Raw genomic sequence first — 21,109 nt, forward strand, 5'->3', positions numbered from 1 at the left:
GAACATCGACAATTGCGAGCGTAGCGAAGCAATCCAGGATCTTTCCGCCGAGGCAGTCTGGATTGCTTCGTCGCAAGGGCTCCTCGCAATGACGGAGGTTGTGGTTGGCAGCTTGCGACGTAGCTACTGCACGTCCATCTGCAAACCTTCCTTCTGGATGATGCCGGCGAACTTCTTGGTCTCGGCATCGACGAAGTCGGAAAACTGCTGCGGCGTGCCGTAGTCGGCGCGGGCGCCCATCGAGGCGATGTTCTTCTTGATGTCGTCGCGTTCGAGCAGCGCCTTGACCTGGAGATTGAGCGCCTCGACCACGGGCGGCGGTGCGCTCTTCGGCAGGAAGACGCCGAACCAGGACGAGACGTCGAAATTCGCAAGCTCCGGCGCGCTCTCGCGCATGGTCGGCAGGTTCGGCGCGGACGAGCTGCGCTCGGTCGTGGTGACGCAGAGGCCGTTGAGCGTGCCGCTCTGCACCTGCGGCAGGCTCGGAAACAGATTGTCGAACAGGATCTGGATGTCGCCGGCGAGCGCGGCCTGCAGCGCCGGGCCTGCACCGCGGAACGGAATATGCGTCATCTTCAACCCGGTGAGCTGGAGGAACCAGGCGCCGGTGAGGTGAGGGCTCTGGCCGACGCCGGAAGAGGCGTAGCTGAGCTTGTCCGGGTTGGCCTTGAGGAAGGCGACCAACTCCGGGATCGACTTGATGCCCGTGCTCGGATGCGCCGAGACGATGTTCGGGATCCGGATCATGTTGGAGACCGGCTGGAGCTGATCCGCCTTGTAGCTGAGGTTCTTGAAGATGCTGTAGGCGATCGCGTTCGGCCCGGGATTGCCGATCAGGATGGTGTGGCCGTCGCCCTTGGCGCGGATCGCTTCCGACGTGCCGATCGTGCCGCCGCCGCCCGAGCGGTTTTCGACGACCGCGGACTGGCCCCAGGCCGTCTGCAGATGCGCTGCGAGCAGGCGCCCCATGACGTCGGTCGAGCCGCCGGCCGCCGCGGGAACGATGAGACGCACGTTCTCGGTGGGTTTCCAGTCCGCGAGACTCGATCGGGGCAGGATGGCTGCCGTCGTTAAAGTCGCGGCACCTGCCAGCACGCGGCGGCGGGAAAACAAAGTTTTGGTCACGAATCTACTCCCTGCTTCTTGTTTTGCCGGGAGCGTAGGGAACTGCGCGCGTGGGGGCAAGCCACCCGCGACGGCAGTTGCCGCGCGCAGGGCGGCACGACGCCGCAGGGTAAGATCAGTTGAAGCTGAGCAGCTTGAACAACGGCGTGAGGTAGCTGAGCTCCTGGCCCGACGTCGGCGTGGTGCGGCTGACGAAGTCGAAGATCCGGCCGTCCTGCAAGCCGTAATTCGCAAGACGCCGGACGCGGCGGTTCTTGTCGAAATAGATCGCGATTACGCGCTGGTCGACGACCTGCTGATTCATAAAGGCGACTTTGCGCTCGGCGCGCTGCGAGATGTAGTAGAAGACTTCACCGTCCAGCGTCGCGACCGTCGAGGGCGTGCCCATCACGATCAGCACCTGGTCCTGGCTGGCGCCGATCGGAATCTGCTCCAGCGCGCCCGGCGGCAGGATGTAGCCCTTCTGGAATTGCTCGCCAGTGCAGGCGGCGAGCGCCACGCTGACCAAGGCGGCGGCCGCAACGGCGCGCAAGGTGCGCCAGCGCGCGTGAAGGCCGCGCGGTCTGGCTCCGCCGAGGCTGGTCTGGCTCAAATCGGTCATTCTCGGAACTATCCCGTCCCCTTGCGTCGCGCGAGGCGCTGAAGTACCGGGCAGCCACGGCGAACGCAACACGCGTGCGCCCGCTTGCGGAACCCACAATGCTTTGGCCATTCAGTCAGTTCAGGAAACCCCGGCAAGCCCCGCGCGGCACCATTGAAGCCATCTATGGCATGATCGTGACGCAGGCGCGAGAACCCATATTTTACCGGGACTTGGCCGTGTCCGATACGGTTAACGGCCGATTCGACCTGCTTCTCCTGCATTTGTGGCTCCTGCTCCGCCGGCTGCGGACCGTGGCCAAGGGTCCCGAATTGTCGCAGGCCCTGTTCGATCGCTTCTGCGAGGACATGGACGACAATCTGCGCGAGATGGGCATCGGCGATCAGGTTGTCCCGAAGCGGATGCAGGCCTTTGGTGAGGCATTTTACGGCCGGACCAAGGCCTATGACGGGGCGCTCGAGGAGGGCGGCGAGGCGCTGGCGCTGGCCATCTGCAAGAATATCTTGAACGGGGCCCACATCGCCCAGGCGCAGCGGCTTGCGGCCTATGCCCGGGCCGTCGAAGCTGCTTTGGGCCACGCCGGCGAGGCGACGCTGCTCGATGCCTCCTTCGTGTTTCCGTCCCCGATTCGGGAGGAGATGACGCCATGACCCGGCCCAACGCCACCTCCGCCGCCGATCCCTGGCGTTCACCCGTCGTCGTCGCCCAGATCCCCGACACCGGCGTGCATCGCGAGCTCGAGGCCTCGGCCCGCGAGCGGGAAGCGATCGCGGCGGATGCGGGCCTGCGCGAGGTGCTGTCGGCTCACGCCTCCTTCGATGTCACGCCCAGGAGCGGCGGCCGCGTCCATGTCGCAGGCCGCGTTCAGGCCAGGGTCGGCCAGACCTGCGTGGTGACGCTCGACCCCATCGAGAGCGACATCGACGAGGAGATCGACCTGATGTTCGCCCCCGAGGAGGAGGCCCGGAAGCTGGCCGACCTCATCGCGGAGGGGCAGGACAGCGACGTCGCACCTGAGGTGCCGGACCCGCCGGAGGCGATCAAGGGCGGCATCATCGACCTTGGCCGCCTCGCCACCGACGCGCTCTATCTCGCCATCGATCCCTATCCCCGTAAGCCAGGCGTGGTGTTCGAGTCCGAAGTGGAAGCCCTTGGTCCCGAGGATCACCCGTTTGCGGCCCTGAAAGCGCTTCAGGACAAGCCAAAAGGCAAGTGACGGCCGGCCTTTGTGCCGGGACGACTGGCAATGTGCATGAGCCGGTTGCCGTGCCGGATCGAAAATCCGGTATATCTACTTGATTGAGCGCCATTTTCATTGCTGGTAGGAATTCCGGCGGGAGACGCCGCGGATGCAAAAGGCTGGGGTCAAGAGGTTGTGTCGGGGCGGGGAGACGCTATTGTCGCGGCCCGGTCCGGGTGCCGCGTGGCGTCTGGCCGATCGCCGCTGAGCATGGCGACTTCATTTTCGCGGGCCCCTAGCTCCAGACCGCACGAGACCAGGTTTCCGGGACGTTTATGCCTCAAAAGGTAAGAATCGCGCTTGACGCCATGGGAGGCGACGTCGGCGCCCCCGTCGTCATTCCCGGCGCCGCCATCTCGCTCGCCCGCCACCGCGACACCGAGTTTTTGCTGGTCGGGGACCGAGCCCGGATCGAGCCCGAGCTCGACAAGCATCCGAAGCTGAAGGCCGTCTCCAGGATCATCCATACCGACGTTGCCGTCAGCGGCTCGGACAAGCCGAGCCAGGCGCTGCGGCGCGGCCGCAAGACCTCCTCGATGTGGCTCGCCATCGACGCCGTGAAGAAGGGCGAGGCTGACGTCGCGGTCTCCGCCGGCAATACCGGCGCGCTGATGGCGATGGCGCGGTTCCATCTACGCACGCTTCGCGGCATCGACCGCCCGGCCATCAGTGCAATATGGCCGACCCAGCGCGGCCAGTCTGTCGTGCTCGATCTCGGCGCCACGATCGGCGGCGATGCGCGCCATCTGGTGGCGCTCGCAGTGATGGGCGCGGCCATGGTCAGCGTGGTGTTCGACAAGAAGCGCCCGACAGTCGGCCTGCTCAACATCGGCACCGAGGAGATCAAGGGGCACGAGGAGATCCGCGAGGCCGGCGAGCTCCTGCGTGGGATGAACCTGCCGGAGCTCGACTATATCGGCTTCGTCGAGGGTGACGGCATCGGCAAGGGGCTGGCCGATGTGATCGTGACCGAGGGCTACAGCGGTAACATTGCGCTCAAGGCTGCCGAGGGAACCGCGCGCCAGATGGCGGACTTACTCCGGAGCGAGATTCAGCGGAGCTGGCTGTCCAGGCTCGGTTACCTCTTTGCCCGCGATGCCTTCCAGGCGCTGCGGGACAAGATGGACCCGAACAAGTCGAACGGTGGCGTGCTGCTCGGGCTGAACGGACTTGTGGTCAAGAGCCATGGCGGAATCAACGCCGAAGGCTTTGCCTATGCGATCGATGTTGGCTATGAGATGGCTCACTACGATCTCCTGAACAAGATCAATCAGATGCTCAACCGCGACGGTGGCGCGCTCAAATCCGTGCCGACCGCGCAGGAGGCTGTTTCGTGACCAAGATTCGTTCGGTCGTGCTGGGCTGCGGCAGCTATCTGCCTGAGCAGGTCGTGACCAATGCCCAGTTGGCTGCGCGCATCGACACATCAGACGAGTGGATCGTGCAGCGGACGGGGATTCGCGAGCGGCATGTTGCCGCCGAGGGCGAGTTCACCTCGCATCTCGCGATCAAGGCGGCGCAGGCGGCACTCTCCAACGCCGGCATCGATGCCCAGTCGATCGAGCTGATCGTGCTGGCGACCTCGACGCCCGACAACACCTTCCCGGCATCCGCGGTCGCCGTGCAGCACGGGCTCGGCATCAACCACGGCGCGGCGTTCGATCTCCAGGCGGTGTGCTCCGGCTTCGTGTTTGCGCTTGCGACCGCCGACAACTTTTTGCGCACCGGCGCCTACAAGCGCGCGCTGGTGATCGGCGCCGAGACGTTTTCGCGCATCCTCGACTGGAACGACCGCGGCACCTGCGTGCTGTTCGGCGACGGCGCCGGCGCGGTCGTGCTGGAAGCACAGGAGCAGCCGGGCAATGCCGCGACCGATCGCGGCGTGGTGACCACGCATCTGCGCTCGGACGGCCGGCACAAGTCAAAGCTGTTTGTCGATGGCGGACCTTCGTCGACCCAGACCGTCGGCCACCTGCGCATGGAGGGCCGCGAGGTCTTCAAGCACGCGGTCGGCATGATCACGGACGTCATCGTGGATGCCTTCAACGCCACCGGCCTCAATGCCGAAAGCATCGACTGGTTCGTGCCGCACCAGGCCAACAAGCGAATCATCGACGCATCCGCACACAAGCTGCATATCGCGCCGCAGAAGGTGGTGCTGACGGTCGATCGGCACGGCAACACGTCGGCAGCCTCGATCCCGTTGGCGCTTTCGGTAGCCGTGAAGGACGGCCGCATCAAGCGTGGCGACCTCGTACTGCTGGAAGCGATGGGCGGCGGCTTCACCTGGGGCTCGGCCCTCGTGCGCTGGTAGTGCGCCCGCTAAAATTTTGCCCGCATTGCAAGCAATATTCGATGCCGCTGCATTGATGAGCGCTGTTGACCATCGTCGCGTAACCTCATAATTTTAGACAACAATTGTTCGCCGTCGGGTGGGGCAGGGCGATGACCGATCAAAGTAAAACCGTAACGCGTGTTGATCTCTGCGAAGCCGTCTACCAAAAGGTGGGCCTGTCGCGGACCGAGTCGTCCGCGTTCGTGGAACTGGTGCTGAAGGAAATCACCGACTGCCTCGAGCGGGGCGAGACGGTGAAACTGTCGTCGTTCGGCTCCTTCATGGTACGCAAGAAGGGCCAGCGTATCGGCCGCAATCCGAAGACCGGCACCGAGGTGCCGATCTCGCCGCGCCGGGTGATGGTGTTCAAGCCGTCGGCCATCCTCAAGCAGCGGATCAACGCCCAGCACAGGGGCAATGGCGACGGCAGCGAGCAACCGGAGGCGTAATCGCCCTCCCTAAGGAGCCGGCTTTTGGACAAGTCGCCGGACGCATTCCGCACCATCAGCGAGGTCGCGCAGGACCTCGACATTCCCCAACACGTGCTGCGCTTCTGGGAGACCCGCTTCTCCCAGATCAAGCCCATGAAGCGGAGCGGCGGCCGCCGCTATTACCGCCCTGACGACGTCGACCTGCTCAAGGGCATCCGCCGTCTCCTCTACAGCGAGGGCTACACCATCCGCGGCGTGCAGCGGATCCTGAAAGAGCACGGCATCAAGTCCGTCCAGGGACTCGCCGATTCGTCGGCCGCGGTCTCCTTCGGCGCAATCGAGGACGCGATCGGGCGCAGCCTGATGGAGGAGGGCGACGAGGTTATCGCCGCGCCCCGCGGCGGCGTCGACAGCGACGACGACGACTTCCAGGGCGAGGAGGAGGAAGGCATCGACTTCCGCTTTGCCGAGATCGACGACGAGGAGGTGCTCACCACCTTCCGCAAGGGCGGCACCGCAGCGCCGGCCGGCCCCAGCGCCGCCGACCGCGAGCGGCTGGGACGGGTGCTGGCCGATCTGGTGGCCTGCCGCGAAATGCTCGACCAGGCGCTGAAGGACGGCTGATCGTCTCTGGAGCCGAGGAGGCTGTTCCCGCCTCAAAACGGGCTGCTCCTGCGCCTTGCGCAACGGCCTGATCGCGGCTAAGGGAACGGCATTCGGAGCGTGGCGCAGCCCGGTTAGCGCACTAGTCTGGGAGACTAGGGGTCGGAGGTTCAAATCCTCTCGCTCCGACCAAAATTTCCAACCATTTCAATGTCGTTTTCGGGCGGTCGGTTGCCGGCGGACCGCCCGTGGCGGTTGGCTGGAAAAAGGGTCGAAAATAACCCCATGCACAGTAGGAGGCGCGGGGCGGGCTCGTCTCTGCGATTTTTCCGAAATTCTCCTTGACCCGTCGGGCAAATCAGTGGCATGTCGTCACGGTCGCAAGAGCCGGGCGCTCGTGAGGCGAGTTGCGCGGTAGTGCCTTCAATGAAGTGAAAAAGGCTTACGGCGAAATTTGGTGCGTCATGATCATGACCGCGTCGACCGCCACGATGACCAGCACCGCGAAGAAGATCGTCCGCATGTCGCGCACGTAAAGCCGATGATGTTCTTGCTGGATGTCATGGTCTGGCGTCATGGCTGGCTCCAACAGCATCCATTCCCGGACAGTTCCGGCAATAGGGCGACTGAATTGGAACGCGGGGCGTGGTGCTGCCGTTCCTTCCGCATGCAGAGGAGAAACGGATATGGCTGACGAACGCTTCGCTAGTCTGTTGGGTCGCGCGGCGATGGACGTGTGGGGCGATATGCCACGCGACGTTCAGGAGGCGCTGTTCGAGACGGCGATGAAGGGGCGCGACGAAGATCGGGAGCAGCTTGCACGCTTGCTGCACGACCGGCATCCGCGCACGTCTCACCCGGCAAAGCCGCCCAGGCGCTGAGGTAGGCCTTGAAACGCAACAAGGAGGTTCAGTTGCAGACCTCTACGTTCGACCCTTTGATAAACTCCAGCCGGCAGCCGGCGCGAACCGGGCGACACCCAACTGTGGCGGCGCAAAAGATTTGCCCGCTGGTCTGCGGCTTCGCCGGTTTGGATTCGGTCTGCTTGCGCTCGGCATCCCGTCTGTTGGCGTCGTCGCGGGTCGCCACCGGCTTCTTGTCCTGAATCCTCTCGCATTCATTGTCGTCATTGACGCGGAAGCCGGCGCGGCACGTGATCTTGACGCAGGCATCGCCGTCGGCCTTGAAGCCGCGATCGCAGATCAGGGGACAGACGCGGCCTTGTTTGGCCTTGATCGCATCGAACGTATCGACGCTCGCAAGCTTGGTGTCGAGCTTCATGCCGGCATATTTGTTGAACAGCGTCAGCGAGCGTTGCGACGACGCGTTCCAGTCGCCGTCGGCCGGCGTCGTCAGGCAGCCAACGCGGCGCAACTCCGATTGCACGAGCTTCGTCGTCTCCTGCGGTGAGAGGCCCGGCTGCAATGGAGTCGGGGCGAGGACGGCGATCTTCTGTTCGCCGTCAGGCTGCGCTTTTTGCTCGGCGGGTTGTTTGGCAGTCGCTTCCGCGGCCGCCTTCTCCTTCACGAGCTTGTCGGCCAATGCCTTCTCGGCGGCCTGCTTGTCGGCCTGCGCCTTTGCCGCTGCGGCCTCGGCGTCCTTACGGCGTTGCTCGGCGGCGGCTGCCTTGGCTTCTTCGGCCTGCTTGGCCTTCTCGGCGGCGAGCCGTGCATCTTCAGCCGCCTTTGCGGCCGCGGCGGCCTTCTCCTGGTCGGCCTTCCTGGCCCGGTCGGCCACAAGCCGTGCTTTCTCGTCCTCGGCCTGACGAGCCTTCTCCGCGGCGGCCGCACGTGTTTCTTCGGCGGCGATCCGGTTCAACTGACCTTTGGCAAGGCTCGCGTAGAAGCCATCGGGATATTGCTCGAGGAAGGCCGTCCAGACCTCCCGGGAGCCGATCTGGAGCGCCAGCTCATAGTCCCGGCGTATCGCGTCCTGAGGGTTAGCCTGCGGCCCAGTCGCAGTCGCGACCGGCTTCAACGGAACCAGCGGAACGTCGTCGCCACCGAGGGAGCCATAAACATAGGGCTCCTGCTTGTAGGCGGTGGCCTTGAGGACGTCGTCGCGCACGAAGCCAAAGGCCTTGCGCAGGTCGAGCCCCGGCGTTGGGAGGCGGTCAGCGAGAGCGACGGCAAACGGACTGTTCTTGCTGTCGCCGTCGGATGCGGTCGAGCCGGCTTTTGCCGCAAACGCGATCATGGTGTTCGGGCTCGTCGGCTCGACCTTTGCGAGACCGCGACCGATGGCACGAGAGGCCATCGTCCGTCGCATCGTCTTGGAAAAGGGATTGTCGCGACAGGCATCGAGGATGATGAGCCGAAGTTGCTTCGCAGGCTCCACGGCATAGAGGGCGCGATCCAGCGCGATGGTCTCGTCGAGCACGTCACCGTCCGACTCCAGGGACGCGTCGGTCGGGATCAGGTAATTCGTTCCGTCGAGTTCGATGCCGTGCCCTGCATAATAGATCACGGCGACGTCCGCATCGCGCGTTCGGTTGCCGAACTCGCGGAACGCGCGTCGCATCTCGGATGCATTGACGTCCAGTTTGATCTCGACCAGGTCGAACCCGGCCTTCTTGAACATGCCCCCGATCAAGGTCGCGTCGTTGGTCGGATTCGAGAGTTTTGCCACGGTCTTGTAGGCGGAATTGCCGATCACCAAAGCGACCCGTTTTTCGGCGTGGGCCGAACCGCCGCTTAACCACAGAGCAATCAGAAAAGGAGCGAAAAACCGAAGTGCGCCCATCAAGGCCTCAAATCACAATTCGCTGAGAGTATTGGGATATTCATCGATGGCAAAGACGCATTTTGCCCCATCGGCATAGCTAAAAGTCTCGCGGAGGTCATCCGACAGGGGGCCGGATCCTTAACGTCGAGATGAAGGGCTTCCCATCGATCGGGAACAAGTGGCAATCGGCGCCGTTTTGGCTTTGCTGGGGCTCTGCCCCAGAGTGTCTGCCACTTGCGGTCCCGGCCATCCGGCTGGGGCCGCACTTTTGGATTGGCTGGCGAGCTGGTTGCGCAAGGACCCCACCACCATCCGCGTGCTCACGCGGTCAGCACGGGCGATCAGGGCACCGCGAGGGAACAGTCTTGTCACGGCCGCGCGTCCAGGCGGCGAGGGTGAGCCGGGGCTGGCTCATGGCGTCCACGATGGAGGCCTGCGTGGTCGCGACGCGTTTGGCGAGCCTGCCGGGGTTCAGGTCCACGACCGCATCGAGCGCCAGGACGGAGATTGAGAGCAGTGCAACCGACCCGGCGACAGCCATTCTCTTCCAGTCAGCTGAGTGCATCAATTAACTTTCTCAGGTAGTTCGTCGTGCTTGTGGGGATAGGTGGGGCTTCCATGCCCGGTTCAACACCCCACGCACGCGTTCGTGAAGTGCGACGGATCAGTCGCGGGGGGCGCTGGTTACTCGGCTATGGACCGATTGTCCAGCGTCGAGTTCTCGAACAACGAACTGCCAACGCGCTACTTCAAAAACCCCACCACCATCCGCGTCGTCTCGTCGACCAGCGTTTTCATCATCTTCTCCGACGGCATCTCGGCCCGGTTCAGCACCGTGTTGTGCGCGATCGCCTCGATGGTGCTGACGCAGACGAAGGCGGCCAGATCCAGATCGATCTTGCGCAGCTCCTCGGCGTGGCTTGCGAGATAGGCGCGGACGAGAGCATGGACCTCGCGGCTGGAGGCTTCGACATCGAGCTTACCGGCGCGCGGGATCTGCTCGTCGAGCACGCGGTGCAGTTTTGGATTGATGTGGTGGGACTCGATCGCGACCGTGACCAGCCGGTGCACCGCCGCCTCGATCGGCATGTCTGCGACCTCGACAAACGCGGCACGGACGATCTTCATGATCTCGTCATTGTGACGATCGATCACGGCAGCGACCAGCGCCTCCTTGCCGGGAAAGTACTGGTAGAGCGAGCCGACGCTGACGCCCGCGACCTCGGCGATCCGGTTGGTCGAGGCCTTCTCAAAGCCTTCGCGGACCAGAATGCGAGCGGTCGCCTCGACCAAGGCGTCGACGGTCGCGCGCGATCGCGCCTGCGAAGCGTTTTTCCGCGGTTTTGTCGGCGGCTTGCGTGCCAGGGTCGGCGCTCCCGAATGCGAGTGGAAAAAGCGAGTGATCGCTCGCATTATATCGGTGCGTTGCGGCGCCTCGGCAAGTCCTCCTCGTCGCCGCGTCGATGTCGATGCCTAACGGGATCGTGATCATGAGCGTTGCAAAGATCGTCTCGTCCCTGCAGTTCTGCCCGGCCGTGCGCGCGGGGGCGCCGTCACCGCGCGATCCGGCGCCGAGCCTGCAGAGCCGCTGCTTCAACCTTCTGCTGCGGCGGATGCCTTTCAAGGCTCAGCTTGCCTCCGCCGAGGCCGTTCAGGCGCATGTGCAGAAGCTCGCCTTGCAGCCGGCGTCGTTTGAGCCGCCGAATCTCGGGCGCGGCGTCGAGGTGACGTTGACGAAGATGGGGGGATGGCCGGTCTACTACACGGCGCCGTCGTCAGGCCACGAGGGCCGCAACTACGTCATGTTCCTGCATGGCGGCGGCTATATCAACGAGATCGTGCCGGCACATTGGCGCTTCGTCGGTCGGATGACGCGGAAAGCGCGCGTCGTTTGTGTCGTGCCGATCTATCCGCTGGCGCCGCGGGTCACCGCGAGGGACACCGTGCCTGCGACGGCCGAGCTGTTGCGCATGCTGCTGGAGGACGCCGGGTCGGCGAAGGTGACCATTGTCGGCAATTCGGCCGGCGCGGGCCTGGCGCTCGCCGCCTGCCAATGGCTCAGGGATCGCGGGCATCGGCAACCGGACAGGATGGTTTTGATCTCGCCCGCAGCCGATGCTTCGGTCAGCCGTCCCGAGCAAATGGCGATCGCGGCACGCGATCCGGTCCAGGACATTCCCGGCATCGTCGAGGCGGGGCGTCTCTATGCCGGCGAGCTCGAAGTCGGCCATCCCTTCGTCAGCCCGTTGAATGGTGCTTTCCGCTCGCTCGCACCGATGCTGATCTTCGCAGGGACGCGCGATCTGCTGTACCCCGACAGTGTCGATCTGGCCGCGCGGGCGCGGGCGATCGGCGTGCCGGTCGAACTTCATCTGCGCCGCGAGCAGCCGCACAATTACGCACTGATGCCGACGCCGGAGGGGCGGGAGGCGCGGAGGATCATTTTGAAGGCAGTGGCCTGAGGGGTTGACGCTGTCGATCGCGAACGCCCTCCTGATACCATCCCAGTGGAGCGGCACGGCTTGTCCGCTCCACTGTCGACAAAAAGCAGGGGAGAGCTGATGGACGATGTGAATTTCCCGTCATCGTCCGACTTGACCGTAGCGTGCGGCTCGTAAAAGCTACAACCAGAGCATCTGCCGGCCTATTGATTTCATTCCGAGCACGGAAGCACGCGGCTTGAGACGCATTGACCGTCTCCAGCAGGCCGCTTGCACAAAAGCGCGAAAGTACCCGATCCAATGATTGACGACGTTTCTTTCAGTCATCGACTTCTACCGGGATCGCTTTGGCTGCAAACCGCGATCTTGGCTGCCCTGCTGCTCCTCGGCTCTTCGGTCGTCGAGAGTGCCGCCAAGACGCGTCGAGTAAAGGACCAGACGACGGAGACGTGGGCATGGAGCCAGATCAAGTCGGGAAATGCGGTCGATTTCAACAGTCGTTGCCGAACGCCCAATCTCGAGTCTCACTCCCGCGACGAGGCAAACGATACCCTTTGGAAGAACGAGTGCCGGACCATTCGCGCTAGCTTTCTGGTCGACCTGCTGACGCGAGCTCAATATGCGAACGGGATGAAGCCTCGCGGAGTCGAGCTGATTGGTGCGCGCATCGTCGGCGATGTCGGCCTTCAGAGCGCAAGGATAAAGCAGGCCGTCCTCGTTCGAGGCGGTCGGGTTGAAGGTGACGTGGACTTAACGGGCGCTCGCATTGAAAGTCTTTTCGGGGTGACGGAGTCGCGCATCACTGGCAGTTTTTTCGGAAGCAATCTTGAAAGTACCGCGTCGCTGGCGCTTGGAGACAACGACTTTGAAAAGTCGGTCTTGCTCGATAGCGCCAAGGTCGCCGCAAACGTCGATCTGAGCGGCGCGATCGTGGCCGAGGTGCTGAACGCAGATACAATCCAGGTTGGGTCACACTTCGTCCTGAGTGGCAGCGAGCTCAGGCGAGCCAAATTCAATTATGTAAATTTGGCGGGGGCCAGGATCAATGGCAACATCAGGTGTGAAGGCACGACCGTGACCGGCGAGTTCGATGCCAACTCTGCTCAGGTTGGCGCCAGCTTGATCATGGGTTCCCCGGATAATCTGCAAACGCAGTTTGAAACGATCAGAATCGACGGCGCGAGGATCGCCGGGCACGTGCTGCTGAGCGGCGCAACGATCAATGGAACCCTGAATGCCGAGGTGATCCAGGTCGGCGGAGATTTCCTGCTCGGAGCTACGAATACACGCGGAGCGGAATTTCGTGACGTGGTCCTCAGGTCGGGCAGGATTGCCGGCGGCTTGGTGTTTGCAGGGACGCCCACTGATGCGACGCTTTACGCCGATCATATGCAGATCGGCGCGGATATGTCGATCATCAGTCCTCCGTGGGCGCCGCCGGTGCGCTTTAAAGCGGTGAACTTGAGATCCGCAAGAATTGCAGCAGAAATCGTGTTGAACGCGATCCAGGTTGACGAAACCTTTGATGCCAGTTCGATGCAACTCGGCTCCCATCTCATCGTGGGGCCGGGGAGCGTTCTCGCGCAGTTGGAGCTCAATAGCTCGAAGATCGGAGGTAACCTCGAGTTTTCGGGTGTCACGCTGAGTGGCAGCCTAAACGCGGACGCGATCGAGGTTGGAGCTCACGTTCGCATGGTATCCAACGCGCTCAGGCAGACGACTCTAAAGCGGGCGAATCTGGCTCTGGCGAAGGTTGTCGGCGACCTTGATGCTCGTGGCACAACGTTCCAATCCCTGGACGTTTCTGGCGCCACGATCTCCGGGAACGTTATCCTGGAAAGCGCGAACTTCGAGGAAGACGTCATCGCGGACTCCGCTCAAATCGGGGCGCGTTTTTTGATGAGCTCCGACAAGAGCCGCGAGACGAGCGTGAGAAGCATATCGCTGACCAATGCTCGGGTCGCAGGATATGTTGATTTAAGCGGTGTGGGGCTCCGAGGAGACATTGACCTGACGTTGATTCAAGCCGGTTCTCACCTGGCGCTGAATTCAACGCACGTTCCAATATTGAACAGCACTTTTTTGGGAGGCGCCAAGATAGCTGGCAACCTCAACATCGCCAACTCGGCGTCGATTGGCTCATTGCTTGCGGCTTCGATGCAGGTGGGCGGAGATGTTCTGATACTGGGTTCTCAGGTCGCGGATCTGAATGTGACTGGCGCGAAAGTCGCCGGTCAGCTTGCAATGGATAACTCTACGTTGCGTGGCCGAATGGCTGCCAACACTGTTGATGTTGGCGGGTCAGTTAGCTTACGCGGGATCAAAAGCAGGCTGTCGATTGGCCTGATATCATCTCGGATTGCCAGCAATCTTGATGTGAAACGCGCCAAGCTCGCGCGGTTGGACCTTTCGGGTACGACGATAGGTGGAGACTTCCGGCTCGGGGGAAACCAGGACTCGGTGATTTGGGAGGATCCCTACTCCGACTCCGGGGACCTGGTGCTGCGGGATACAAGGGTCACAAATCTGGTGGATGCGCGCGATGCCTGGCCCAAGACCAAGCATTTGCACTTGGACGGATTTTCCTTTTCCCACTTGGGAGGCTTCGGAGCGAGCGGAAGCTCGACGAACGAGGAGAAGCGCGACTCGAAATGGTGGGACGAGTGGGCGAAACGCGATCCGAACTATAGCACCATGCCGTACGAGCAACTCGCGTTGGCAATGTCGGCCGCGGGGGATCGCGGTGCTGCCGACGACATGAGGTTTTTTAACCGACGGCGACAACACGAGACGGAAAAGAGCTGGTGGCCGTGGATCGGCTCCGGATTTGTCCAATATACGACCGGCTACGGCATTGGGGACTATACGTGGCGCGTCCTCTTCTGTGTGGCGTTCATCTCAGCGATTGGCGCAACGTATCTTCGTCTCTATGTCCCGAATGCACGGAGCCACGGTCTGACATGGTGCGTCTTTGCGACCGTCTCCCGATTGCTCCCGATCATCGAGATCAACAAGGAGTTTACGGAATTCTTTGAGGATCCCCATCGGAAGAATCTGACCCGCCGGGAGATGTTTGCGTTCTCGCTGATCGGCATTGCCGGCTGGTTGCTAGGAGCCATGCTGATTGCCGCGGTGTCAGGATTGACGCAAAAGGGTGGCTGACGGCAGCAGTCCGTTGAACGCTCGCTTATGCGGGCGAATGTGACGGAAGTGACGCACCCGTTGACGAATTTGGCAGCCGCTGACCCCTCGCGGAAAACGGACCGCTGTCACCTGGTTTCGGGCAAAGGAAAGCGGCCTTTGCGCATGCCGAAACCGGATCGCGATCGGCGAAACGAGTTGCCGGGGGTAGGGGGCTCCTTGGGCGTTGCCGCCCCCTTAGGCGTGACCCTTGACCCGTGCATGTCGCGGAATAGCCGCGGCGGCATGCCGAACCTTCGCTCGAATGCATTGTTGAGGCGGATCGGCGACAGGCCGACCTTGGCGGCAATCTGCTTTAGCGGGAGCCGCTCGTCGATGAGGATGCGCGCCTGCTCCAGCCGCAGAGCCTCGACGAAATGCGCCGGCGATCGTCCGGTCGCCGACAGGAAGCGGCGATGGAAGGTCCGCTCGGTCAGACCGGCGCGCTCGGCCAGTGTCGGCACGTCGAGCGGGGCATCGAGGTTGCCCTGCATCCAGGCGATCAAATCCGAGAACGGGCTCTTGGCCTCGATCTGCGCGTTGAGCAGCGGGCTGAATTGCGATTGATAGCCCGGCCGTCGTGCGTAGAGCACGAGGCGACGCGCGATGGCATTGGCGAGATCGGGGCCAAAATCTTCCTCCACCATGGCTAGCGCCATGTCGATGCCGGTCGTGACGCCCGCCGAGGTCCAGACCTTTCCGTCCGTGACGTAGAGCGCCTCGGGATCGACGGTGATTCCGGGATAGCGCGCCGCGAGCGACGCGCAGGCTTCCCAATGCGTGGCCACGCGGCGCCCCTCGATGAGGCCGAGCGCGGCGAGGACGAAGGTGCCCGAGCACACCGATCCGAAGCGCCGTACCTTGCTGGCGCAGAGCGGGACCCAGCGGCGAAGCGCGGGATCCGATATCGCGCGTCGCAGCGCCGGCTCCTCGGCACCTGCGATCAGGAGCGTGTCGATGCGACCGGCCGGCAGGCGCGACAGCGCACGCGTCGAGAGGGCGACGCCGCTGTCGCTCGCCGTCTCGCCGCCGGCAGGTGACAGCACGGCCACCTCATAGGCCTTGCGTGCGAGCGCGCGGCTCGCCGCGGCGAACACCGCGGCGGGCCCGGTGACGTCGAGAAGCTGAAAGCCGTCATAGGCGAGCAGCGCGATGGTGCGGGTTTTGGCCATGTGGCAGAAAATAGCAGTTCTTTGTCATTACTGACAAGGCGAGGAGCGGTTTAGGGTGTCGCCACCAGCCACCATCAATCCGGAGACCAACACCCCATGCGGCTTTCTATTGTGATCTTCGACGGACTGACCACGCTTGACGCTATCGGCGGCTATGAGGTGTTGGCGCGCCTTCCCGGCGTGGAAGCGGAGTTCGTGGCGGCCTCGCGCGGCATCGTCGCTGCCGACACAAGGCGGCTCGGGCTGGTCGCCTGGCGGGGCTTCGACGAGGTCGCGGCCACCGATATCCTCTACGTGCCCGGCGGTCCCGGCGCCTTCGCGCTGGAGAAGGACGAAGGCTTTCTGGAAAAGCTTCGTCAGCTCGACAACAGCTCGACCTGGACGGTGGGCATCTGCAACGGTGTCGGCCTGCTTGGCGCGGCCGGGATGCTGAGGGGCCGCAGCGTGACCACCAACTGGTTCTATCAGGATCGCCTTGCGGCATTCGGCGCGAGCTTCAACGGCGAGCGCTACAGCCGCGACGGCAAATACGTGACGGGCGCCGGCGTTTCCGCGAGCATCGACACTGGCCTGTTCCTGGCGTCCCTGATCGCAGGCGAACGGGTGGCGAAGGCGCTGCAACTCGGCATCGAATATTACCCCGCGCCGCCGTTTCCCGAACGCGGTCCCAACGACGTGCCGCAGGAGTTGATGGAGCGTGTGCGCAAGGCGGATGGCAGCACCGAGAGCTTGCGCCTGCAGGCGCCGTTCCACGGCATGTTCGTGCCGGCGGGTACGACATGATCCCGTCACACTCGGCCGCGGTCCTCGCCGCTACCGCGTTCGCGCTTTTCCTGAAGGGGTTCGTCTTGTCCTACATCCAGGTGGTGTCGCGCTATCGTGCGCGGAGCTTCAACCGGCCGGAAGACGCGCAGCTATTGGGTCTCAAACCCGGAGAGGAGCCCGACATCGCGGTCCGGGCCGCTGGCGCGTTGCGCAATGAAGCGGAAAACAGCCCGTTCTTCCTTGCCCTGGCCGCGGCCTACGCGTTGCTCGGCGGCGCGCCGCTGCCGCTCGCCGTCGTATCGTCGCTCTACGTGGCGGCGCGAATGCTCCAGGGTTACGCGCAGGTGAGGGCGCTGCAGCCGCAGCGAATGATCTTCTACCTGTCCGGGGTGGCTGCGACGCTCGCGCTCGCCGGGCTGATTGCCGCGCGGGTCTGAATGCGATTCGGATGCTCGCGGGCAAGGGCGCCTGCCCAGGCGGAGCACTTTGCAGGCCCGTCGGGAGGACAGGGGCGGCCTCCGGGGCGTTTCCTCGATGTTGGGTCTTGCCGCCCCCTCAGGCGTGACCCTTGATCTCGTAATGGCCCGGCACGCATTTGTAGCGGTCGATGCGCCAGTTGGTGCGGTAGATCGGGTGTTCGCCCATCCATTTCGCCACCGGCGCCTGAGCCCCGATTGCACACTGCATCATCGAGATTTCGGGTGTCATGTTGCTATCGGTCACGATCTCCTCGACACAACTGCCAGTGGCAGCGGTGCCCAGTCGGCAGAGTACGGCAACGACGGTCACAAACATTCTGTTCACCTCTTCGGCTGCTTCACACCACGAGGAGGATGCAAGGGGAATGCCACACCACGGTCGAACCCCACCCGACCAACGGCATACACGACCTGCTTCCCAGCCCCATTTGACGAATCTAAGTGTAAAAAATTCCCCCTCGGAGCGGAGCCGGACAACTACGGGCGTACTGCTACGGCCTGCCATGCCAGGTGCTGACTGCGTGCTGACTGCCATGCCGTGTCCTCAGGGCAGCCGCGCCAAGGCGCCGCTTTGACCCGGGAGCCGCAATCGTTAGGCTTCACGCCCACGGATACTCGCCGCGAGAGCGAGGCCGATCGGGGTTTTGGGAAACGCGAGGGCAAAGCCATGAAAGTGCGTCCGACCGGCGTGATACCGCCGATGACCACGCCGTTCCGCAAAGATGGCGAGATCGACTACAAGCTCGTGGCGCCCCAGGTCGACTGGATGATCGGTGCCGGTGCGCATGGCGTCGCGGCCGGCGGCTCGACGGGCGAGGGCCACACGCTCGACCACGAGGAGTATCGCGACCTCTTGGCGGCGACCGTCGAGGCCGCGAAGGGCCGCATTCCCGTGATCGCCGGCATCATCGTGGACTCCACGCGCGATGCGATCCGCCGCGGCAAGCTCGTGCGCGACATGAACGTCGCCGCACTCCAGGTGACGCCGGTGCATTATCTGTTCAAGCCGGACGAGGAGGCGATGGTCTCGCATTTCCGCGCCATGGCGGACGAGACCGGCATGCCCATCATCATCTACAACGTGGTGCCGTGGTCGTACCTGTCGCCCGCGCTGCTGACGCGCATCATGACCGAGGTGCCGCTGGTGGTCGGAGTCAAGCAGAGCGCCGGCGATCTCAAGCTGTTCGCCGACCTCATGATGATGGCGCCGGACAAGCTGATCTACAGCGCCGTCGATGCGCTGATGTATCCCTCCTACACGCTGGGCGCTCACGGCTCGATCGCGGCGATCCTCACCGCGGCTCCGCATGCCTCCGTTGCATTGTGGGATGCGGTGAAGGCGAACGATCATCCGCGCGCGCTCGACTTGCACAAGAAGCTGCTGACGTTGTGGAACGCCGTGATCGCCGACAATTTGCCGGCCTGCACGCGCTATGCCCAGACGCTTCAGGGCCTGCCAAAAACCTATCCGCGCGCGCCGATGCCGGAAGCGTCGCCTGCGCAGCAGGCCGCGATCCGCAGGGCGCTCGAAGGGCTCGGCATATCCAGCGCACAGCACTCGCAGGCGGCGGAATAGTCCGTCAGCCGAAATAACCTGACTTGTCGTGAGGCAGCGCCGATCCGCTTTCACCGCGGATACGGCGCTGCTACATTTTGCGCGTGGTCCGGCATGTCGCGTGCGGACGAACAACACGAAGAAACAGACCGACGAGGGGAGGGACACAAGTCCCATGAAAGACTTTTCTGGCAAGATCGCAGTCATCACGGGTGGCGGCACGGGCATGGGGCGGGAGCTGGCGCGCCAGCTCGTCGCCGAAGGCTGTCACGTCGCGATGTGCGACGTTTCGGAAGCCGCGATGGCCGAAACCAAACGTTTGTGCGAGATCGAGAAGCCGCAAGGGTTGCGCGTCACGACGCATGTCGCCGACGTCTCGATCGAGGATCATCTGAAGCGCTTCCGCGACGAACTCGTCGAGCAGCAGCAGACCGACAAGATCCACCTGCTGTTCAACAATGCCGGCATCGGCGGTGGCGGCAGCCTGTTCACCAACACGCGCGAACAGTGGGAGCGCACCTTCAACATCTGCTGGGGCGGCGTTTATCTCGGCGTCCGCACCTTCCTGCCGATGCTGGTGAAGGCGGACGAGGCCCACATCGTCAACACATCGAGCGTCAACGGGTTCTGGGCCTCGATCGGCATGGGCCAGGCCCACACCGCCTACAGCTCGGCAAAATTTGCGGTGAAGGGATTTTCGGAGGCGCTGATCAACGATCTCCGCCTGCACGCGCCGCACGTCAAATGCTCGGTCGTGATGCCCGGCCATATCGGCACCTCGATCGTCACCAACTCGCGCAAGGTGCAGAGCGGCGACGGCTCCGTGCGGCTCAATCCGGACGAGGTTGCGCTGACGCGCAAGCGCATGGTCGCGAACGGTGTGCCCGATGCGGAGAAGATGTCGGACGAGGATATCCAGGCCGCGTTTGCCGAGCGCGCCCGCAGCTTCCTCGAGGATGCCCCAACGACGGCCGCGCAGGCCGCAAAGATCATCCTCGACGGCGTCAAGGCCGAGCGCTGGCGCATCCTGGTCGGCGAGGACGCCAAGCGTCTCGACGAGCGCGTGCGGCAAAACCCTGAAAAGGCCTATGAGCGCGAGTTCTACGAGAGCTTTACGCAGGAGGTCGGCTGGCGGCTGGGATGAGCGGCGCTGTTGCAGGAAATAATCCTGTTGCGCGGGTGCCTAAAAAGGAAACGTCATGTCACGCGCACGACATCGTGCGCGTGTTCAAGCGATGGTGATCGTAAGCAGCCGCCGTTTGATCGTCGCCTCGCTTGGTCATCGAACCAGAATAAGTTATTCGGTCAACTGTCGATGTCAGCAATGAAGCGTCGCAGATGATACCCGCATGCCTCTCGGACGAATGGGCGTTCTGGCCCGAGAGAGAGGATCTTTCCGCCGAATTCACCAGGCTCCTGACTGCTGCCCAGGAAGGCGGCGCGACGATCGCCGAATGCCTGCTGATGGCGCGCCGGATCAGGCGCGGCGACGAACTGTCCTGGCATCGGGAGTGGAAGAGCCTCGCGGAGGCAAATCGCGAGCGCGGGGATACGGCGTTCGCGGCCGGTCATCTCGCAACGGCCCGCCGCAACTGGCTTCGCGCCATCAACTATTACAACGCGGCCGCGCTGCCGCTTGACGTATCCGACAAGGAGCGGGGCGCACTGGTCGTCGCGATGAAAGGCTGCGCGCGCAGCGTACTGCGGACCAGCAGCCCCGTTGCCGAGGTCGTGACCTTGCCCTGGCTGAGCGGTCATGCCTTGCAGGGCTATTTCGTGCCGGCGCCGATGACGGGCGGGCCCGCGCCGACCGTGATCTGCATCGGCGAGCCCGGCCATCGCAAGGAGGAGTTTCTGTTCAAGCTCGCGCCTTATGCGCGCGAGCGCGGCCTGTCGATGCTGGCGGTCGACCTCCTGGGCGATCGCGGCGACGATGTTCTCGATGAGATCGTCAGGCGGCGGGACATCGAGACATCGGTGACGACAATCATGGACTATCTGTCGGCGCGTACGGATGTCGATTTCGGCCGTGTCGCGATCCTGGCCGACGGATGGAGCTCGTCCTTCGTGGCGCGCGCGGTGGTGCAGGAGCCCAGGCTTGCAGCGGCGGTCTGCGATGGCGGCCTGTGGGACCTGCACGAGCGCAGCTTCATGGCCAACCGGATCATGCTGCACGATGCGGGGCTGGCACCGGGACCGGAGGCGAGCTTGCTCGCCCGCGACATCGGTTGTCCGGTGCTGATCACGCTCGGCGACGACGGCTGGCTGAAGCCGGATCGCGCTAGGCGCATGGTTCAGCAGGTGACGAGCCACCGGCCCGGCGTGACGCTCAAGGTGTTCACCGCGGCGGAAACCGGGGCAGCCCAGGGGCATGCCGACAATCCGAGCCTTGCCAACGAGTACATCTTTGACTGGCTGGCCTCGCAGCTCGGCGCCCAGCCCGCGAGGTACGCCTAGG

21 protein-coding genes and 1 tRNA gene are annotated in these 21,109 nt (G+C 63.7%); 15 read left to right on the forward strand and 7 right to left on the reverse strand.

The genetic code is table 11. The features are described from left to right. Nucleotides 1-123: 123 nt before the first annotated feature. Both C2U70_RS21720 and C2U70_RS21725 read right to left on the reverse strand, forming a co-directional pair. Complete coding sequence (locus C2U70_RS21720; protein WP_140980459.1) at nucleotides 124-1,125, reverse strand: Bug family tripartite tricarboxylate transporter substrate binding protein; 1,002 nt, start codon at nucleotides 1,123-1,125, stop codon at nucleotides 124-126. A 115-nt stretch (nucleotides 1,126-1,240) separates the two neighbouring features. Beyond that, a complete protein-coding gene (locus C2U70_RS21725) occupies nucleotides 1,241-1,726 on the reverse strand; it encodes an outer membrane protein assembly factor BamE (protein ID WP_186294400.1) in 486 nt (161 codons plus the stop codon). Nucleotides 1,727-1,824: 98 nt separating this feature from the next. Here C2U70_RS21725 and C2U70_RS21730 point away from each other — a divergent pair, with 98 nt between their 5' ends. The 7 genes from C2U70_RS21730 (at nucleotide 1,825) to C2U70_RS21760 (ending at nucleotide 6,527) form a co-directional block, all read left to right on the forward strand. Beyond that, complete coding sequence (locus C2U70_RS21730; RefSeq protein ID WP_140980461.1) at nucleotides 1,825-2,376, forward strand: ubiquinol-cytochrome C chaperone family protein; 552 nt, start codon at nucleotides 1,825-1,827, stop codon at nucleotides 2,374-2,376. Beyond that, nucleotides 2,373-2,942: a YceD family protein gene (locus C2U70_RS21735; protein WP_140980462.1), complete on the forward strand. Its 570-nt coding sequence runs from the start codon at nucleotides 2,373-2,375 to the stop codon at nucleotides 2,940-2,942. The genes C2U70_RS21730 and C2U70_RS21735 overlap by 4 nt, the downstream gene beginning before the upstream one ends. Nucleotides 2,943-3,241: 299 nt before the next feature. Further along, nucleotides 3,242-4,303: a phosphate acyltransferase PlsX gene (plsX, locus tag C2U70_RS21740; RefSeq protein ID WP_140980463.1), complete on the forward strand. Its 1,062-nt coding sequence runs from the start codon at nucleotides 3,242-3,244 to the stop codon at nucleotides 4,301-4,303. Beyond that, nucleotides 4,300-5,280 carry a beta-ketoacyl-ACP synthase III gene (locus C2U70_RS21745; protein ID WP_140980464.1) on the forward strand — a complete coding sequence of 327 codons (981 nt, stop codon included), beginning with the start codon at nucleotides 4,300-4,302 and terminating at the stop codon, nucleotides 5,278-5,280. The genes plsX and C2U70_RS21745 overlap by 4 nt, the downstream gene beginning before the upstream one ends. A gap of 131 nt (nucleotides 5,281-5,411) precedes the next feature. After that, nucleotides 5,412-5,750: an integration host factor subunit alpha gene (locus tag C2U70_RS21750; RefSeq protein ID WP_140980465.1), complete on the forward strand. Its 339-nt coding sequence runs from the start codon at nucleotides 5,412-5,414 to the stop codon at nucleotides 5,748-5,750. A gap of 24 nt (nucleotides 5,751-5,774) precedes the next feature. Beyond that, the gene (locus C2U70_RS21755) at nucleotides 5,775-6,356 is read left to right on the forward strand and encodes a MerR family transcriptional regulator (protein ID WP_140980466.1); all 582 of its coding nucleotides are present in this window, start codon (nucleotides 5,775-5,777) and stop codon (nucleotides 6,354-6,356) included. Between the two features lie 93 nt (nucleotides 6,357-6,449). Continuing rightward, nucleotides 6,450-6,527, forward strand: a tRNA-Pro gene (locus C2U70_RS21760). Nucleotides 6,528-6,777: 250 nt separating this feature from the next. On the opposite strand, the gene C2U70_RS33740 is transcribed toward C2U70_RS21760, so the two are convergent. Beyond that, nucleotides 6,778-6,912, reverse strand: a complete 135-nt coding sequence (locus tag C2U70_RS33740; RefSeq protein ID WP_283810398.1) for a hypothetical protein — start codon at nucleotides 6,910-6,912, stop codon at nucleotides 6,778-6,780. Between the two features lie 109 nt (nucleotides 6,913-7,021). On the opposite strand from C2U70_RS33740, the gene C2U70_RS21765 reads away from it, so the two are divergent. After that, a complete protein-coding gene (locus C2U70_RS21765; RefSeq protein WP_140980467.1) occupies nucleotides 7,022-7,216 on the forward strand; it encodes a hypothetical protein in 195 nt (64 codons plus the stop codon). 28 nt (nucleotides 7,217-7,244) lie between these two features. Here C2U70_RS21765 and C2U70_RS21770 read toward each other — a convergent pair whose 3' ends face one another. Both C2U70_RS21770 and C2U70_RS21775 read right to left on the reverse strand, forming a co-directional pair. Continuing rightward, complete coding sequence (locus C2U70_RS21770) at nucleotides 7,245-9,077, reverse strand: caspase family protein (RefSeq protein ID WP_140980468.1); 1,833 nt, start codon at nucleotides 9,075-9,077, stop codon at nucleotides 7,245-7,247. Between the two features lie 726 nt (nucleotides 9,078-9,803). Beyond that, complete coding sequence (locus tag C2U70_RS21775) at nucleotides 9,804-10,472, reverse strand: TetR/AcrR family transcriptional regulator (RefSeq protein ID WP_140980469.1); 669 nt, start codon at nucleotides 10,470-10,472, stop codon at nucleotides 9,804-9,806. 77 nt (nucleotides 10,473-10,549) lie between these two features. On the opposite strand from C2U70_RS21775, the gene C2U70_RS21780 reads away from it, so the two are divergent. Further along, nucleotides 10,550-11,521, forward strand: coding sequence for an alpha/beta fold hydrolase (locus C2U70_RS21780; RefSeq protein WP_186294401.1), 972 nt, complete (start codon nucleotides 10,550-10,552; stop codon nucleotides 11,519-11,521). Nucleotides 11,522-11,800: 279 nt separating this feature from the next. Further along, nucleotides 11,801-14,662 (forward strand): hypothetical protein, encoded by a 2,862-nt coding sequence (locus C2U70_RS21785; RefSeq protein WP_140980471.1) that lies wholly within the window; start codon nucleotides 11,801-11,803, stop codon nucleotides 14,660-14,662. Between the two features lie 107 nt (nucleotides 14,663-14,769). Here the strand turns inward: C2U70_RS21785 and C2U70_RS21790 are convergent, their stop codons facing one another. Next, a complete protein-coding gene (locus C2U70_RS21790; protein WP_140980472.1) occupies nucleotides 14,770-15,852 on the reverse strand; it encodes a GlxA family transcriptional regulator in 1,083 nt (360 codons plus the stop codon). A gap of 96 nt (nucleotides 15,853-15,948) precedes the next feature. On the opposite strand from C2U70_RS21790, the gene C2U70_RS21795 reads away from it, so the two are divergent. Both C2U70_RS21795 and C2U70_RS21800 read left to right on the forward strand, forming a co-directional pair. Continuing rightward, nucleotides 15,949-16,635: a DJ-1/PfpI family protein gene (locus tag C2U70_RS21795; RefSeq protein WP_140980473.1), complete on the forward strand. Its 687-nt coding sequence runs from the start codon at nucleotides 15,949-15,951 to the stop codon at nucleotides 16,633-16,635. Beyond that, complete coding sequence (locus tag C2U70_RS21800; protein WP_140980474.1) at nucleotides 16,632-17,054, forward strand: MAPEG family protein; 423 nt, start codon at nucleotides 16,632-16,634, stop codon at nucleotides 17,052-17,054. The genes C2U70_RS21795 and C2U70_RS21800 overlap by 4 nt, the downstream gene beginning before the upstream one ends. Nucleotides 17,055-17,172: 118 nt before the next feature. Here the strand turns inward: C2U70_RS21800 and C2U70_RS21805 are convergent, their stop codons facing one another. Continuing rightward, nucleotides 17,173-17,340: a hypothetical protein gene (locus tag C2U70_RS21805; protein WP_246666819.1), complete on the reverse strand. Its 168-nt coding sequence runs from the start codon at nucleotides 17,338-17,340 to the stop codon at nucleotides 17,173-17,175. A gap of 423 nt (nucleotides 17,341-17,763) precedes the next feature. Here C2U70_RS21805 and C2U70_RS21810 point away from each other — a divergent pair, with 423 nt between their 5' ends. The 3 genes from C2U70_RS21810 (at nucleotide 17,764) to C2U70_RS21820 (ending at nucleotide 21,108) form a co-directional block, all read left to right on the forward strand. Further along, nucleotides 17,764-18,672 carry a dihydrodipicolinate synthase family protein gene (locus tag C2U70_RS21810; protein WP_140980476.1) on the forward strand — a complete coding sequence of 303 codons (909 nt, stop codon included), beginning with the start codon at nucleotides 17,764-17,766 and terminating at the stop codon, nucleotides 18,670-18,672. Between the two features lie 154 nt (nucleotides 18,673-18,826). Next, a complete protein-coding gene (locus C2U70_RS21815; protein ID WP_140980477.1) occupies nucleotides 18,827-19,795 on the forward strand; it encodes an SDR family NAD(P)-dependent oxidoreductase in 969 nt (322 codons plus the stop codon). Between the two features lie 194 nt (nucleotides 19,796-19,989). Continuing rightward, nucleotides 19,990-21,108 carry an alpha/beta hydrolase family protein gene (locus tag C2U70_RS21820; protein WP_140980478.1) on the forward strand — a complete coding sequence of 373 codons (1,119 nt, stop codon included), beginning with the start codon at nucleotides 19,990-19,992 and terminating at the stop codon, nucleotides 21,106-21,108. The last annotated feature ends 1 nt before the right edge of the window (nucleotide 21,109 follow it).

Origin of the sequence: Bradyrhizobium guangdongense, from assembly GCF_006483445.1 — a bacterium.
GTDB lineage: Bacteria > Pseudomonadota > Alphaproteobacteria > Rhizobiales > Xanthobacteraceae > Bradyrhizobium > Bradyrhizobium guangdongense_A.

Excerpts from the sequence above, each read along its gene's own strand:
- C2U70_RS21725 (WP_186294400.1), bottom strand. The coding sequence starts at position 1,726 with ATGACCGATTTGAGCCAGACCAGCCTCGGCGGAGCCAGACCGCGCGGC.
- C2U70_RS21730 (WP_140980461.1), top strand. The coding sequence starts at position 1,825 with ATGCTTTGGCCATTCAGTCAGTTCAGGAAACCCCGGCAAGCCCCGCGC.
- C2U70_RS21735 (WP_140980462.1), top strand. The coding sequence starts at position 2,373 with ATGACCCGGCCCAACGCCACCTCCGCCGCCGATCCCTGGCGTTCACCC.
- plsX (WP_140980463.1), top strand. The coding sequence starts at position 3,242 with ATGCCTCAAAAGGTAAGAATCGCGCTTGACGCCATGGGAGGCGACGTC.
- C2U70_RS21750 (WP_140980465.1), top strand. The coding sequence starts at position 5,412 with ATGACCGATCAAAGTAAAACCGTAACGCGTGTTGATCTCTGCGAAGCC.
- C2U70_RS33740 (WP_283810398.1), bottom strand. The coding sequence starts at position 6,912 with ATGACGCCAGACCATGACATCCAGCAAGAACATCATCGGCTTTACGTG.
- C2U70_RS21765 (WP_140980467.1), top strand. The coding sequence starts at position 7,022 with ATGGCTGACGAACGCTTCGCTAGTCTGTTGGGTCGCGCGGCGATGGAC.
- C2U70_RS21770 (WP_140980468.1), bottom strand. The coding sequence starts at position 9,077 with ATGGGCGCACTTCGGTTTTTCGCTCCTTTTCTGATTGCTCTGTGGTTA.
- C2U70_RS21775 (WP_140980469.1), bottom strand. The coding sequence starts at position 10,472 with ATGCGAGCGATCACTCGCTTTTTCCACTCGCATTCGGGAGCGCCGACC.
- C2U70_RS21780 (WP_186294401.1), top strand. The coding sequence starts at position 10,550 with ATGAGCGTTGCAAAGATCGTCTCGTCCCTGCAGTTCTGCCCGGCCGTG.
- C2U70_RS21785 (WP_140980471.1), top strand. The coding sequence starts at position 11,801 with ATGATTGACGACGTTTCTTTCAGTCATCGACTTCTACCGGGATCGCTT.
- C2U70_RS21790 (WP_140980472.1), bottom strand. The coding sequence starts at position 15,852 with ATGGCCAAAACCCGCACCATCGCGCTGCTCGCCTATGACGGCTTTCAG.
- C2U70_RS21795 (WP_140980473.1), top strand. The coding sequence starts at position 15,949 with ATGCGGCTTTCTATTGTGATCTTCGACGGACTGACCACGCTTGACGCT.
- C2U70_RS21800 (WP_140980474.1), top strand. The coding sequence starts at position 16,632 with ATGATCCCGTCACACTCGGCCGCGGTCCTCGCCGCTACCGCGTTCGCG.
- C2U70_RS21810 (WP_140980476.1), top strand. The coding sequence starts at position 17,764 with ATGAAAGTGCGTCCGACCGGCGTGATACCGCCGATGACCACGCCGTTC.
- C2U70_RS21815 (WP_140980477.1), top strand. The coding sequence starts at position 18,827 with ATGAAAGACTTTTCTGGCAAGATCGCAGTCATCACGGGTGGCGGCACG.
- C2U70_RS21820 (WP_140980478.1), top strand. The coding sequence starts at position 19,990 with ATGATACCCGCATGCCTCTCGGACGAATGGGCGTTCTGGCCCGAGAGA.